The sequence below is a fragment of the Maritalea sp. YIW29 genome, from assembly GCF_057219265.1.
In genome coordinates, this window is the sequence record NZ_JBXVVF010000002.1 from 104,648 (window position 1) to 118,488 (window position 13,841).

At 50.8% G+C, this 13,841-nt stretch carries 14 protein-coding genes; 8 read left to right on the top strand and 6 right to left on the bottom strand.

Annotated elements, in window-relative coordinates:
- Positions 1-34: 34 nt before the first annotated feature.
- From AC2D8L_RS09625 to paaG, 5 genes are read right to left on the bottom strand one after another with little or no spacing between them, the layout of a single operon-like run.
- Positions 35-637: a TetR/AcrR family transcriptional regulator gene (locus AC2D8L_RS09625; protein WP_484685267.1), complete on the bottom strand. Its 603-nt coding sequence runs from the start codon at positions 635-637 to the stop codon at positions 35-37.
- Positions 637-1,953 (bottom strand): phenylacetate--CoA ligase PaaK, encoded by a 1,317-nt coding sequence (gene paaK / locus AC2D8L_RS09630; RefSeq protein ID WP_484685268.1) that lies wholly within the window; start codon positions 1,951-1,953, stop codon positions 637-639. Before paaK ends, AC2D8L_RS09625 begins: the two co-directional genes overlap by 1 nt.
- A gap of 14 nt (positions 1,954-1,967) precedes the next feature.
- Positions 1,968-3,173, bottom strand: coding sequence for a 3-oxoadipyl-CoA thiolase (gene pcaF, locus AC2D8L_RS09635; RefSeq protein WP_484685269.1), 1,206 nt, complete (start codon positions 3,171-3,173; stop codon positions 1,968-1,970).
- Positions 3,170-3,604, bottom strand: coding sequence for a hydroxyphenylacetyl-CoA thioesterase PaaI (gene paaI / locus AC2D8L_RS09640; RefSeq protein WP_484685270.1), 435 nt, complete (start codon positions 3,602-3,604; stop codon positions 3,170-3,172). The genes pcaF and paaI overlap by 4 nt, the downstream gene beginning before the upstream one ends.
- A complete protein-coding gene (gene paaG, locus AC2D8L_RS09645; RefSeq protein ID WP_484685271.1) occupies positions 3,604-4,395 on the bottom strand; it encodes a 2-(1,2-epoxy-1,2-dihydrophenyl)acetyl-CoA isomerase PaaG in 792 nt (263 codons plus the stop codon). Before paaG ends, paaI begins: the two co-directional genes overlap by 1 nt.
- 148 nt (positions 4,396-4,543) lie before the next feature.
- Between paaG and AC2D8L_RS09650 the strand changes: the two genes are divergently transcribed.
- From AC2D8L_RS09650 to AC2D8L_RS09665, 4 genes are read left to right on the top strand one after another with little or no spacing between them, the layout of a single operon-like run.
- On the top strand, positions 4,544-6,568 hold the full coding sequence (locus tag AC2D8L_RS09650) for an FAD-dependent oxidoreductase (RefSeq protein WP_484686385.1): 2,025 nt from the start codon (positions 4,544-4,546) through the stop codon (positions 6,566-6,568).
- Positions 6,565-7,782 carry a cytochrome P450 gene (locus tag AC2D8L_RS09655; RefSeq protein ID WP_484685272.1) on the top strand — a complete coding sequence of 406 codons (1,218 nt, stop codon included), beginning with the start codon at positions 6,565-6,567 and terminating at the stop codon, positions 7,780-7,782. Before AC2D8L_RS09650 ends, AC2D8L_RS09655 begins: the two co-directional genes overlap by 4 nt.
- A 9-nt stretch (positions 7,783-7,791) precedes the next feature.
- The gene (gene paaZ / locus AC2D8L_RS09660; protein WP_484685273.1) at positions 7,792-9,831 is read left to right on the top strand and encodes a phenylacetic acid degradation bifunctional protein PaaZ; all 2,040 of its coding nucleotides are present in this window, start codon (positions 7,792-7,794) and stop codon (positions 9,829-9,831) included.
- Between the two features lie 6 nt (positions 9,832-9,837).
- Positions 9,838-10,707, top strand: coding sequence for a PaaX family transcriptional regulator (locus AC2D8L_RS09665; RefSeq protein WP_484685274.1), 870 nt, complete (start codon positions 9,838-9,840; stop codon positions 10,705-10,707).
- Positions 10,708-10,736: 29 nt separating this feature from the next.
- On the opposite strand, the gene AC2D8L_RS09670 is transcribed toward AC2D8L_RS09665, so the two are convergent.
- A complete protein-coding gene (locus AC2D8L_RS09670; protein WP_484685275.1) occupies positions 10,737-11,171 on the bottom strand; it encodes a PaaI family thioesterase in 435 nt (144 codons plus the stop codon).
- An 85-nt stretch (positions 11,172-11,256) separates the two neighbouring features.
- On the opposite strand from AC2D8L_RS09670, the gene paaA reads away from it, so the two are divergent.
- The 4 genes from paaA to paaD are packed head-to-tail and all read left to right on the top strand — an operon-like array spanning position 11,257 to position 13,836.
- Complete coding sequence (gene paaA / locus AC2D8L_RS09675; RefSeq protein ID WP_484685276.1) at positions 11,257-12,258, top strand: 1,2-phenylacetyl-CoA epoxidase subunit PaaA; 1,002 nt, start codon at positions 11,257-11,259, stop codon at positions 12,256-12,258.
- A 23-nt stretch (positions 12,259-12,281) separates the two neighbouring features.
- Positions 12,282-12,566 carry a 1,2-phenylacetyl-CoA epoxidase subunit PaaB gene (paaB, locus tag AC2D8L_RS09680; RefSeq protein ID WP_484685277.1) on the top strand — a complete coding sequence of 95 codons (285 nt, stop codon included), beginning with the start codon at positions 12,282-12,284 and terminating at the stop codon, positions 12,564-12,566.
- Complete coding sequence (gene paaC / locus AC2D8L_RS09685) at positions 12,566-13,318, top strand: 1,2-phenylacetyl-CoA epoxidase subunit PaaC (RefSeq protein ID WP_484685278.1); 753 nt, start codon at positions 12,566-12,568, stop codon at positions 13,316-13,318. The genes paaB and paaC overlap by 1 nt, the downstream gene beginning before the upstream one ends.
- A gap of 5 nt (positions 13,319-13,323) precedes the next feature.
- On the top strand, positions 13,324-13,836 hold the full coding sequence (paaD, locus tag AC2D8L_RS09690; RefSeq protein ID WP_484685279.1) for a 1,2-phenylacetyl-CoA epoxidase subunit PaaD: 513 nt from the start codon (positions 13,324-13,326) through the stop codon (positions 13,834-13,836).
- Positions 13,837-13,841: the final 5 nt, after the last annotated feature.

The window sequence follows — 13,841 nt, forward strand, 5'->3', positions numbered from 1 at the left end:
TGGTTCATTCCGCTTCTTTCGTGAATCGTGAAACTCAGCGTTTCTCCAATCCTCTTATTCCGCCCAAAAGCAAATCAGTTGCTAGATCGGCGTAATCTGAACGCGTCATTCCTTTGCCGCGCCGATACCAAAGATAGAACCAATTTAGCATACCGAATAGTGACATGGTGATTGGTCTTAGCGTCTCTTCACGTTGCTCAAAACACATCGGAGAAGTTGCATTGATTGCATCCGAAAGTGTAACTACCAACTGTCTTTGCATATCAGCGAGTGTTTTTTGATTGGCCTGTGGCAATGAGGTCGTGGCTTCAAGCTGCAATTTATGCTCGGCATCCGCATCACGATATTGATCTAGAATTGCATGCACCAAATTGCGCAGATGCTGTTCGGGATCTTCAACTTTTGCTACCACTTCAACTGCATCTACAAGATCTTTAAGGTGAGTGTAGATGATATCGTAAAGTAACACTTCTTTGCTTTGATAATAGTGATAAATCAAAGCTTTAGAAACACCGCATTCAATGGCCAACTGGCTCATCGACGAACGATCAAACCCGTTTTTCGCAAAAAACTTAGCGGCCTTCTTCAAGATGGCCAGGCGCTTTTCTTCGTGATCTTTCGCGATAGTACGAACCACTATACTGCCCCCTTGGCCCGATTGTCGATGACGCGAACGGCTTTGCCCTGTGATCTTTGAACACCGCCGGGCGCTTTCACACTCACTCGGGCTGAAACGCCAATATTGTCTTTGATCTTCTTGGTCAGCATTTTACCCAATGCTTCACGTTGCTCGTTCGAGGCTGCTGCAGGGGTTGCTTCTACATGAACTGCCATAGCGTCCATGCGCCCAACTCTGCTCAATTCGATCTGGAAATGTGGTGAAAGTCCTTCGACCGCCAACACCTGCACTTCAACCTGTGTTGGAAACACGTTGACGCCGCGCAAGATGATCATGTCGTCGGATCGCCCAGTGATCTTTTCCATTCGGCGCATGGAGCGAGCAGTGCCCGGCAAAAGCCGCGTTAAATCACGTGTACGATAGCGAATGATAGGCAGTGCTTCTTTGGTTAGGGATGTGAACACCAGTTCACCCTCCTCGCCATCCGCGACCAGTTCGCCCGTTTCAGGATTGATGATTTCAGGGTAGAAATGATCTTCCCAGATGTGCAGACCATCTTTTGTTTCGACGCACTCGTTAGCGACACCGGGTCCGATAATTTCAGATAGTCCGTAAATATCAACCGCATGCATGTCGAAGGCATCTTCAACTTCTTTGCGCGTTGCATTCGTCCACGGTTCAGCACCAAAAATGCCGACCTCCAGCGAACTTTCGCGCGGATCGATACCTTGTTTGCGGAACTCATCCAACACGGCCAACATGTAAGACGGCGTGACCGTGATTGCATGGGGCTGAAAATCTTCGATCAGTTGAACTTGACGCGCAGTCATGCCGCCCGATACTGGCACAACAGAACAGCCGAGTGCTTCCGCACCATAATGCGCGCCTAAGCCGCCGGTGAACAGACCATAGCCATATGCGTTATGCAGAATATCGCCTTTGCGCACACCAGATGCACGCAGCGACCGGGCAACAACAGACGACCATGTATCAATGTCGTTTTTGGTGTACCCAACAACTGTCGGCTTACCCGTTGTGCCGGACGAGGCATGGATACGAACGACTTCTTCGCGCGGCACCGCGAACATGCCAAACGGATAATTGTCACGCAGGTCAGATTTAACGGTGAACGGAAACTTGGATAAATCCGACAAGGACTTCAAGTCATCCGGGTGCACACCAGCATCGTCGAACTGTTTCTTGTAAAACGGCACATTGCCATAGGCGTGCGCCAACGTGGCTTTCATGCGCTTCAACTGAAGCGCACCAATTTCATCACGCGAAGCGATTTCAATCGAATCCAGGTCAGCCTTGTTTGGTGTTAAGTCTTTCATTCTTCCTGCCCCGATTATTCTACGCGCTCAAGCATCAAAGCGATGCCTTGGCCAACACCTATACACATTGTGCACAAAGCTCGTTTGGCCCCAGAATTTACCAATTCAGTCGCCGCGGTTAATGCAAGTCGTCCGCCTGACATGCCCAACGGGTGTCCCAGCGCGATGGCGCCACCGTTCGGATTTACGAAATCAGCATCCTCAGCAACCCCCAATTGACGCAAAACGGCGATGCCTTGGGAGGCAAACGCCTCATTCAATTCAATCACATCAATGTCTGTGATTTTAAGCCCCAAACGATCCAAAAGCTTTTGCGAAGCCGGCGCAGGCCCGATGCCCATAATGCGTGGTTCAACGCCTGCTGTGGCCAAACCAGATATTTTTGCTTTCGGCGTAAGCCCATATTTTTCAACCGCTGCTTTTGAAGCAATGATCATCGCAACTGCACCATCATTCACGCCAGACGCATTGCCCGCGGTTACAGATCCACCTTCACGGAAGGGCGTGCCAAGTGATCCAAGTTTTTCAAGCGAGGTTGCGCGTGGATGTTCATCCTGCGCAAAGATAATCGGGTCTTTTTTACGTTGTGGAATTTCAACTGAAACGATCTCTTGTGCCAATCGACCCGAAGCAATGGCCTTTGCTGCCTTTTCTTGCGAGCGAAGCGCAAAAGCGTCTTGGTCCTGACGTGAAATGGCAAACTCCTCTGCAACATTTTCACCGGTCTCTGGCATCGAGTCGATGCCATATTGTTTTTTCATCAGCTTGTTGACGAAACGCCAGCCGATGGTTGTATCGTGGATTTCTGCCTTGCGCGAAAACGCTGCGTCTGCCTTTGGCATCACAAACGGAGCCCGGCTCATGCTTTCCACACCACCGGCTAAAATGACTTCAGCTTCACCCGCTTTAATTGCCCGCGCGGCCATGCCAACTGCGTCCATACCAGAGCCGCAAAGTCGATTGATCGTCGTGCCGGGAACAGAAGTTGATAGGCCTGCAAGAAGCGTCGCCATGCGTGCAACGTTGCGGTTGTCTTCGCCCGCTTGATTGGCGCAGCCCATATAGCAATCATCAATGGCTTGAGCATCAAGGCCGGGTGCTGCTTCCATTGTCTTCTTGATCACGTGCGCCAGCATATCGTCTGGCCGCACGGATGAGAGGGTCCCGCCAAATCGGCCAATCGGCGTTCTAAAACCCTCGCATAAATAGGCTTCGTTCACGCCTCATTCTCCTCAAAATGTGTTCCCTTGATGGTGCGCGAATGGCCACGAAAATGTGCCAGCGCCTCATCTTTTTGATTTGTTACAGTGACATCATATACGCCGGAGCGGCCAGTACGCCCGACCTCAATTGCTTTTGCAGTCAACACATCTTCCTTATAGCCGGGTGCGGCAAAGGTGATTGAGTTCTGATGCGCTACAGCCAGTTGATTGTAGCTGTTGCACGCAAAGGCAAATGCACTGTCTGCCAACATGAAGATAAACCCGCCATGGCAAATTTTGTGACCGTTTAGGTGATCATCGCCGACAGACATGGAAAGCGTCGCTGAACCCGGCCCGACGGCTTCCAGCTTCATGCCCATGCGCTGAGATGCAGAATCATTGTCCCACATAATCTGACAAGCTTTTTGCGCCCGTTCTTGTGGTGACATTATTCGACCCCACCAAAATTTGTTGGTCTCTTATCCAAGAAAGCGCTTACGCCTTCTGCATAATCTTTAGACCGTCCGCAACGCCCCTGCATTTGCGCTTCAACATCAAGATGCTCGTCCAAAGTGTGATCGAATGAGGATTGCAGCGCTTGCTTCATCATCCCCAAACCAAAGGTTGGGCCTTGAGCCATCTGCGCCGTAAATTCGCGCGTTTCTTCCATCAAATCATCGTTTGCAACGGCTTTATGAATCATACCCCATTCAACCGCTTGGGTTGCAGCAACCGGGGTCGCGGTCATGCAGATAAATTTTGCGCGCGCTTCGCCTATCAGGCGAGGCAAAATCCAACTTCCGCCTGCATCTGGCACCAGTCCAACCTTGGCAAATGACTGAATAAATTTTGCACTTTCAGCTGCAAAAACCACGTCGCAACCCAAAGCGATGTTGACACCAGCACCAGCCGCCACACCATTCACCGCACAAACGACCGGTTTATTGATGGACCGAATAAGGCGAACCAGAGGATTGTAAAAATTGGAGATGGTCGCCTGCAGATCCGGCGGCGAAGTCATTTTGCGCGGATCTCGCGCATCCAAATCCTGTCCGGCGCAAAAGCCACGACCAGAGCCGGTTAGCAAAATTGCCCGGATGCTGTCGTCTTCATCTGCCTCACGCAGCGCCGATTGCAAAGCTGCATGCATTTCATCATTGAACGAATTTAGCCGGTCAGGACGGTTGAGCGAAATCTCGACCCAACCTTCATTCTTGGCAACCTTAATTGTCTCGCTCACACGATCCTCCCCATATACTCAAGCCAATCAAGTGCTTAGCTCAAGCAAATTCCTCATCGTTAAATTTAGCTTTACATAAACCGACTGGTTGGTCAATATATGATCGAAATTTGAATTTGACCTGCTTGGGGGAACAATATTGTCGGACGTGGTTCAGGTTAAAATTGAAGGCGAATTAGCACTCGTTCAAATCAACAATCCACCGGTCAATGCGACTGGTGTTGCGGTGCGCATTGGTTTAGCAAATGCTGTAAAAGAAGCAGAAGCCGCTAGTGTAAAAGCTGCGATTGTTTATTGCGCGGGAAAGACATTTGTTGCCGGAGGCGACATTTCAGAATTTGGAAAACCGCCTCAACTTCCCCACCTGCCCGATGTTTATCAAGAGATTGAAGATAGCACTGTTCCTTGGATTGCAGCCGTGCATGGCACGACCCTTGGCGGCGGGTTTGAACTGGCGATGGCTTGCAATTTTCGCATAGCACAAAAAGGCACACGTTTCGGCCTACCCGAAGTGAATTTGGGCCTTGTACCAGGCGCTGGCGGATCGCAGCGCCTTCCGCGTCTGATTGGCATTGAAGCGGCAGTTGAATTGGCAACCACCGGCCAACTGATTGATGCGCAAAAGCTCTATGATTTGGGTGGATTGGATCTTGTTTTTGAAGGTGACCCCGTCGATGCCGCGCGTACATTCATATCGGATTTACCACCTGTTCCTTCACCGCTAAGTGCCCGTACACCAGCTGCCGTTGCGCCGGATTATTTTGAGACTAAGCGCAAGGAAATAACAAAACGGGCCAAAGGCCAAACATCGCCACTGGATAATTTGCGGGCAATTGAATGGACTGCATCCCTGCCCTTTAGTGAAGGCCAACCAAAAGAACGCGCGCTACATCTTGAACTGCGCGACAGCGCGCAATCTAAAGCGTTACGCCATGCCTTCTTTTCTGAACGCGCGGTAGGCAAACCCAAAGCGATCGATGGCGGCTCGCCAATTGATGTGAAGAACATCACGGTTGTTGGCGGCGGTCTTATGGGTGCCGGCATTGCTTTTACGTGCCTTAACGCAGGTTATCAGGTCACACTCATTGAACGTGATCAAGACGCTGTAGATGCAGGTCGTGAACGCATTGAAGGTCTAATCGCGGGTGGCGTAAAACGCGGCAAAATTTCTGCTGACAAGGCTGATAGGTTTAAAGCTTCTTTGATCGCGTCAGACGACTATGCGGCATCTGCAAATGCAGACCTTGCCATTGAAGCCGTGTTTGAAGATTTGAGCGTCAAGCAACAGGTTTTCCAATCACTCGCCGCTCATATGCGCGAAGACGCCATTTTGGCGACCAACACATCCTATATAGATCCGACCCAGATTTTTGATGGGATCACCAACCCATCGCGCTTTATTGGACTGCACTTTTTCTCGCCAGCACACATCATGAAGCTGCTGGAAATTGTGAAGTTGCCAACGACATCAAAAGATGTGTTGGCCACAGGCTTCTACCTTGGAAAAAGGTCACGCAAGGTTGGCGTTTTGTCCGGCATTTGCGATGGATTTATCGGCAATCGCATCCTGTCTGCCTATCGTCGCCAAGCTGACTATTTGCTGATGGACGGTTGTACGCCCAAGCAAATCGACGATGCAATGCGCGGATTTGGCATGCCGATGGGCCCTTATGAATTGCAGGATTTAACGGGCCTGCAAATTTCATGGGCCAACCGTAAACGCCAAGCCCCAACACGCCCTGCTGATGAGCGCTATGTGCGCATCGGCGACCTCTTGTGTGAGGCAGAACGATTTGGCCAACGCAGCAAGATGGGTTGGTACAGATACGAAGACGGCGACCGGAAACCGCACGAAGATGGCTACGTGACGGAATTGATTGAACAAGAAGCGAAAATTGCGGGCGTGAACCGACAGGCATTTACCAACGAGCATATCATTGATCGGTTGCTCGCCGTCATGATCAATGAAGGCGCGCGAATTGTCGAAGAAGGTATTGCCGAACGCGATTTGGATGTCGATTTGGTCAAAATTCATGGCTATGGATTCCCCCGCTGGAGGGGCGGCCCGATGCATTATGGCCAAGAGCTAGGCATTGAACGCATCAAAACCTCGATGGCGGATGTTGTTGCGCAAAGCCCAAATAGCTGGACCGTTTCGGAGCGATTAAAATGAGCGAAATCAGTCGTGAAATGATAGAAGAATTTGACCTTACAAACCCGCCCGAAGGGTTTGTTCAAGATCCATTTCCTTTCTATCAAGCATTGCTGAAATATGCACCGGTTTGCCCACAGCCGGACGGTTCATTTCTTGTGTCACGATATGCGGATTTAGACCGAATTTATCGCGACACGACCCTTTATTCTTCTGACAAAAAGCAAGCCTTTCTGCCCAAATTTGGTGGCAGTGCGCCCTTATATGAGCACCATACAACGTCTCTTGTTTTCAACGATCCGCCTTTGCACACACGCGTTCGCAAAATCATGGTTGGCGCGCTAAACGCAAGAGCCATCGCGAATATGGAGCCTGGGCTGATCGATACAATCGACATGCTTTTGGAACAGATGGCTGGCCGAGTTGAAGTTGACTTAATCGAGGATTTTGCCAGCAAGATCCCAATTCAAATTATCGGCAATATGTTTGATATGCCAATGGCAGATCGCGAACCATTGCGCGATTGGTCGCTTGCGATATTGGGTGCGCTTGAGCCGACCCTCAGCGAAGAACAATTGCGCATTGGCAACAAGGCGGTTGCCAATTTCAAGGCATATTTGAAAGACCTTGCAGATGATCGCCGAAAAAATCCGGGCAATCCTGAAACTGATGTGTTGACCCGCCTCATCCAGAGTGAAGAAGGCGAACTGTCCGAAACCGAGTTGCTACAAAACTGCATTTTTATTCTCAATGCGGGCCATGAAACAACGACGAATTTGATTGGCAATGCCTTGGCAGCACTGCATGAAAATCCGGGGCAAAAATACGCGCTTAAGTCCAATCCTGACATCATTAAAACCGGCGTTGATGAGTTCCTACGTTATTTGTCGCCCAATCAATTGGGCAATCGCGAAACGACGGCAGATATAGAGATTGACGGGATCAAAATTCCAAAAGGCACCAACCTTCACCTGATCATCGGCGCGGCCAATCGAGACCCAGCGCAGTTTGAAGATCCGGACGAGTTAAAATTGATGCGCAAACCAAATCGCCATTTGGCATTTGCAGGCGGACCACACCTTTGTGTCGGGTTTTCGCTCGCGCGGATGGAAGGGCGAATTGCGGTAAATCGCTTCCTTAAACGTTTTCCAAATTACAAATTGACTGGCAACGCAGAACTGGGTGGCCGATTGCGCTTCCGTGGTTATGCGAAATTGCCGGCGACACTGAACTAGGGGTTAGAAATGACGTTGATGCAACTTGAAAGCTATGCGGGCGGCCAATGGGTTGCACCGTCCGGCCGAACCAGAAAAATCTATTCTGCGGTAACGGGCGCGGAACTGGCAGAGGCTGGATCAGACAGTTTAGATTTCCAAGGCATGCTGGATTTCGCAAAGCAAAAGGGCGGACCCGCTTTGCGGGCCATGACATTTCATGACCGGGCGCGGATGCTGAAAGCACTCGCGACCTATTTGAATGATCGTCGCGACCCGCTTTATGAACTTTCATACAAAACCGGCGCGACACTAGCGGATAGCAAAGTGGATATCGATGGCGGTATCGGCACCATGTTTGTGTTCGCATCCAAAGGTCGTCGCGAAATGCCAGACGCCCATATATATCCTGATGGCAATCTAGAAATTTTGTCGCGCAACGGCACTTTTTTGGGCCAGCATTATTGCACGCCAATGCTTGGGGTTGCGGTGCATATCAACGCCTTCAATTTCCCGGTTTGGGGCATGCTTGAAAAATTGGCACCTACATTGCTCGCTGGCGTACCAGCAATTGTAAAACCTGCAACCTCCACCTCATACCTCACAGAAGCATGTGTGAAGATGATGGTGGAAAGCGGCATTTTGCCTGAAGGCGCGATTCAACTTGTATGTGGCGGCACCGGTGATCTTTTAGATCGGCTTGATTGCCAAGACGTGGTGAGCTTTACGGGTTCAGCAGCCACTGCATCTTTTCTTCGTGCGAACAAAAACATACTTGATAATTCTGTGCGCTTTGTTTCCGAGCAAGATAGTTTGAACGCCTCAGTTCTTGGCCCAGACGCTACACCGGACACGCCAGAATTTGATTTGTTCATCAAAGAAGCCTCACGCGAAATCACCACGAAAGCGGGACAAAAATGTACCGCCATCCGCCGGATGATTGTGCCGAACGATCAGGTGCAAAATGTCATCGAGGCGATGAGTGCACGGTTGGACAAAACAACAATTGGTGACCCATCAGTTGAAGGCACGCGCATGGGTGCGCTCGCGTCGTTGGATCAAAAACGCGACGTGCTCGAAAAGGCGGCCGAGATTGGCACTGAATGTAAACTTGCCTATGGCAATCAGGATGGTTTGAACCTGAATGGTGAGGGGCTGGAAAATGGTGCGTTCGTCGCGCCAATGCTCTTCCATTGTGAAGACCCGGACAGCGCTTCCATCGTGCATTCGACAGAGGCATTTGGCCCCGTCGCAACGGTGATGGGATATCGCGATCTCGCCCACGCAATTGAATTGATGAACAAAGGCGGCGGCTCTTTGGTCGCTTCTGTGATGACGAACGACCCTCAAGTTGCGCAGGAAATCACCATCAAGGCAGGCCCGTTCCACGGGCGTCTATATTTCAACAACCGCGCTTCAATGAATGAGGCGACCGGTCACGGCTCGCCGCTTCCTCATATGGTTCATGGTGGCCCAGGTCGCGCAGGCGGCGGAGAAGAACTGGGTGGCGTCCGCGGTGTGACCCATTATATGCAACGCCTTGCGGTACAAGGCAGCCCAGACATTCTAACCGGCATTGGCGGCACATATGTGAAGGGTGCGGCCTTTATTGACCCACCCGCACACCCCTTTACGCGCACATTCCATGAGCTGCAAATTGGCGAGACAGTGCATACCGCCTCACGCAAAGTGAGTATTAAAGATATCGAACATTTCGCCCACTTCACCGGCGATACATTTTATGCACATATGGACGAAGATGCGGCTCAAGCCAATCCGTTTTTCCCGGGGCGCGTCGTCCATGGGTATTTGCTGCTCAGCTTTGCCGCGGGTCTATTTGTTGAGCCCAATCCTGGCCCTGTTTTGGCCAATACAGGCCTGAACGATTTATCTTTCCAAAAGCCTGTCAGCCCCGGCGATGCAGTGCGCGTTAGCCTAACCGTGAAACGCAAAACCAAGCGAACTGACGAGTATGGCGAAGTGCGTTGGCACGTCAATATGTTCAACCAAGAAGATGAACAAGTTGCCGAATATGAGCTTTTGACCATGGTCGCATTTGAGCGTACATAGGAGGGCATGAGCCCAACGAACCAACTGATTAAGCCGTTGATCGACCATCTACATTCAGATAGTCGTTTGCGCGTGTGGTCTATGGTGATCACCATTTTTGGCGACGCCATTCAGCCCCGCGGCGGGGTGGTCGCCATGTCAGACTTGCACGATATTCTTGGTGCCCTCAGCGTCGAAAGCGGTGCGGTGCGAACGGCCATGTCACGGCTAGCGAAAGAAGGCTGGGTGACCCGCCAAAAGCAGGGGCGCAATAGTTTTTACCAATTGTCAGAAGCAGGTTTGAATAGTTTTGTGCCTGCGACACAAAAAATCTATCACGCAGAATACGCACCTGCCCCAAAAGCAATTTACCTCGCCATTGGTCCAAACGTGGTTGGCCATGCGCGCGAAGCTCAAAACTCGATTTTGACGGAAATGGGCGGCCTGCCACTTCGAAACGGAGTTGCCTTGTTTGCTGATCCTAATGATGCAACACGCAGTAAGATCCGCGATGCGGATTTGTTGTTGGTCGAATGCGCCGAGCACAATTTACCCAATTGGATCAGCGCACGATTGGAACTTGATCAGCTCAAGAAAAATTATGCGGATATGACCGAACGGTTCGCGCCCGTCGCAAATGCTTCTAGTGAGTTGGCATATTTCACTCCACTGGAAGCACTTTGCACGCGTCTATTGCTTATTCACGAATGGCGACGTTTGATCTTAAAGCAACCACCACTTCCACATGAGTTATTACCTCAGGATTGGCCAGGTGCTGATTGTCACGCAATGGTGGCAAAACTCTATCGCGCTGTGCTTCCAAATTCAGAACATTGGTGGGATGGCGCAACAAACAAAACGGCGCAAACTGAATTGTCGCGCCGCTTTTCCGTTTGACTAATGCGAGAAGATTTTTGATCTGGACCCTAGTCCTCGATGTAGGCAAATACGCCCGTTGAAGTCGTCGCAATTTTTTCGCTGCTCTCGGCCCGAATATCGATGCGCGTGGTGGCCAACCTTCTGCCGTTCGAAAGCACGTCGACGTCGTAAACAACATTGCCAGCCGGTAGAGGCCGCATGAAGTTGGTGGCCATATCAACGGTCACGCAATCACGAAAACGGCCATTGAGGTAACTCAGCGCCAAAAACGAAACCGTATCAGAACCCGCCATCAGGGCCTGCCCGCTCACCAAAGCGCCGTTCGGACCTTTGTGCCGCAAGATTTTTTCCGTCGCTGGCATGATGAATTGTATCTTGTCATCATCAAGCGTCAGCACCTTAATACCCAACTCTTGCACCCACGGCGCACAGATCTCGCTAATCAATCCCTCAAGTTCAGCTGAATTTAGCCGATTTTCCATCCCATCTCTCCAATATGTTACAAAATTTACTTGATATGTAATTTTTTGTCACATATTATTATCAGGAACGTAAGGGGATGCCAATATGTATTCACAAGGATTGATTGGTGCGGACGGAAAGACAACAGAATCTGAAGAGTTTCTGGCCGCCTTCCAAGCCCGTATTGACCGGGAAGAAAAGATTGAACCAAATGATGCGATGCCAGAAGGCTATCGCAAAACATTGGTACGCCAAATAGGGCAACACGCACACTCCGAGATTGTGGGCATGTTACCCGAAGGCAATTGGATTACACGTGCGCCGTCGCTGCGCCGCAAAGCTGCTCTGCTTGCCAAAGTGCAGGACGAAGGCGGGCACGGACTTTACCTTTATTCTGCAGCAGAAACACTTGGTGTCACACGCGAACAGATGACCGAAGAATTGCATTCGGGCAAAGCGAAATACTCGTCCATTTTCAACTACCCAACGCCTACATGGGCGGACATGGGCACGATCGGCTGGCTGGTTGATGGCGCAGCCATTATGAACCAAATACCGCTTTGCCGTTGTTCATATGGGCCCTATGCCCGCGCCATGATCCGGGTGTGTAAAGAAGAGAGTTTTCACCAGCGCCAAGGCTATGAAATTCTGATTACACTTTGCAATGGTACGGACGCGCAAAAAGAAATGGCGCAAGACAGCATCAACCGTTGGTGGTGGCCCGCCTTGATGATGTTCGGCCCGCATGACGCGGATTCAAGCCATTCAGAGCAGTCCATGAAATGGAAGATCAAACGGTTTTCCAATGACGAATTACGTCAAAAGTTCATCGACGCCACCGTGCCGCAAGCCGAGTTTTTGGGCCTCACTGTTCCTGATCCGGACCTTAAGTGGAACCCGGAAAAGAATGGCGGCAAAGGCGGATATGACCACGGTAAAATTGATTGGGACGAGTTTTGGCGGACAGTAAAAGGCGGCGGTCAAATGAACCGCGACCGCATCAAAGACCGCAAGAAAGCTTGGGAAGACGGAGCATGGGTACGCGAAGCCGCGCTTGCTCATGCAGAAAAGCGAGCCGCACGCCAAACCAAACAAGCCGCTGAATAGCGCACAAGAATTAAGGACAAATCATGTCAAACGAAACACCCCTATGGGAAGTATTTATCCGCCCACGCAATGGCCTCTCACATAAGCATTGTGGTTCGCTGCACGCTGCTGACGAAGTGATGGCACTAAACGCTGCACGCGACACCTACACGCGCCGTGGCGAGGGCCTGTCGATATGGGTTGTGCCTTCGAAGTCGATCTTTGCTTCTGACCCAGATCAGGCAGGTGAAAACTTTGAGCCGGGCGTTGATAAGGTTTACCGCCACCCAACATTTTATGACATCCCAGACGAAGTGGGGCACATGTAATGTCTAGCGCTTTGTTTAATGCTTTACTCGAATTGGGTGATGACCATTTGATCCTCGGACACCGGATTTCTGAATGGTGCGGACATGCGCCCATGCTTGAAGAAGATCTTGCCATGCCAAACATGGCACTTGATCTGATCGGCGCATCACGCAGCATCTACACCTATGCGGGTGAAATTGAAGGCAAAAACCGAGACGAGGACCAACTGGCCTATCTCCGCCTTGATCGTCAATATAAGAACTGCCTTTTGGTCGAACGCCCCAATGAAGATTTTGCGCACACTATGCTCAAGCAGCTCTATTTCGCTACGTTCATGGAACCCTATTGGCAAGCCGCGCTTTCTTCAAATGACGAAACGATCAAGGGCATTGCCGGCAAGTCGGCCAAAGAGATGGCCTATCACATTCGCCATGCTGGCGAATGGGTCATTCGCTTGGGTGATGGCACTGAAGAAAGTGCAAACCGCATGAAGGAAGCTGTTAGCTGGCTCCATCCCTATGTGGAAGAGCTGTTTGCCATGTCTGAAGATGCGCAAGCCTGTGCGGATGATGGTGTGTTACCTGACAGATCAGCACTTCGTGGCCAATGGGAACAAACGATCTCTAACGTTTTCGATCAAGCCTTGCTTGATATTCCAGAGGTTCAGTTCACGCAGATGGGCGGACGGACCGGTCATCATGGTGAGGAATTTGGGCATTTGCTATCGCAATTGCAGTATGTCCAACGCGCCCACCCCGGTATGGTTTGGTAAGGCAAGTGACGCAAGCCCAATTCGACACGCCAACACGCGATCCCCTCGCCCAAAAGGCTTGGGAAGCGGCGTCACTTGTGCCCGATCCAGAAGTGCCATGTGTGAATGTGGCAGAGCTTGGCATTTTGCGCGATGTTGAGATGATCAACGGCCAAGCAGTAGCCTATGTCACGCCAACCTATACCGGTTGCCCAGCAGTTCTGGCCATCGAATTAGCGATTGAAGTTGCATTACGCGAAGCGGGGTTCGATCCAATAATAGAGCGGGTGATTTCCCCGGCTTGGACAACCGATTGGATCAGCGAAGAGGGCCGCGAAAAACTGCGTGCCTATGGCATTGCCCCGCCGGTAAATGGGTCAAATTCAAAACTTGCCCTATTTGGTGAAACCATTGTCGCCTGTCCAAAATGCGGCAGCTCCACAACAGAAAAACTATCCGAATTTGGGTCAACAGCCTGTAAAGCACACTATCGGTGCAAAGACTGTCTAGAACCCTTTGACTATTTCAAATGTATTTGAGGTCC

Excerpts from the sequence above, each read along its gene's own strand:
- paaK (WP_484685268.1), bottom strand. The coding sequence starts at position 1,953 with ATGAAAGACTTAACACCAAACAAGGCTGACCTGGATTCGATTGAAATC.
- paaI (WP_484685270.1), bottom strand. The coding sequence starts at position 3,604 with ATGTCACCACAAGAACGGGCGCAAAAAGCTTGTCAGATTATGTGGGAC.
- AC2D8L_RS09655 (WP_484685272.1), top strand. The coding sequence starts at position 6,565 with ATGAGCGAAATCAGTCGTGAAATGATAGAAGAATTTGACCTTACAAAC.
- paaZ (WP_484685273.1), top strand. The coding sequence starts at position 7,792 with ATGACGTTGATGCAACTTGAAAGCTATGCGGGCGGCCAATGGGTTGCA.
- AC2D8L_RS09665 (WP_484685274.1), top strand. The coding sequence starts at position 9,838 with ATGAGCCCAACGAACCAACTGATTAAGCCGTTGATCGACCATCTACAT.
- AC2D8L_RS09670 (WP_484685275.1), bottom strand. The coding sequence starts at position 11,171 with ATGGAAAATCGGCTAAATTCAGCTGAACTTGAGGGATTGATTAGCGAG.
- paaA (WP_484685276.1), top strand. The coding sequence starts at position 11,257 with ATGTATTCACAAGGATTGATTGGTGCGGACGGAAAGACAACAGAATCT.
- paaB (WP_484685277.1), top strand. The coding sequence starts at position 12,282 with ATGTCAAACGAAACACCCCTATGGGAAGTATTTATCCGCCCACGCAAT.
- paaC (WP_484685278.1), top strand. The coding sequence starts at position 12,566 with ATGTCTAGCGCTTTGTTTAATGCTTTACTCGAATTGGGTGATGACCAT.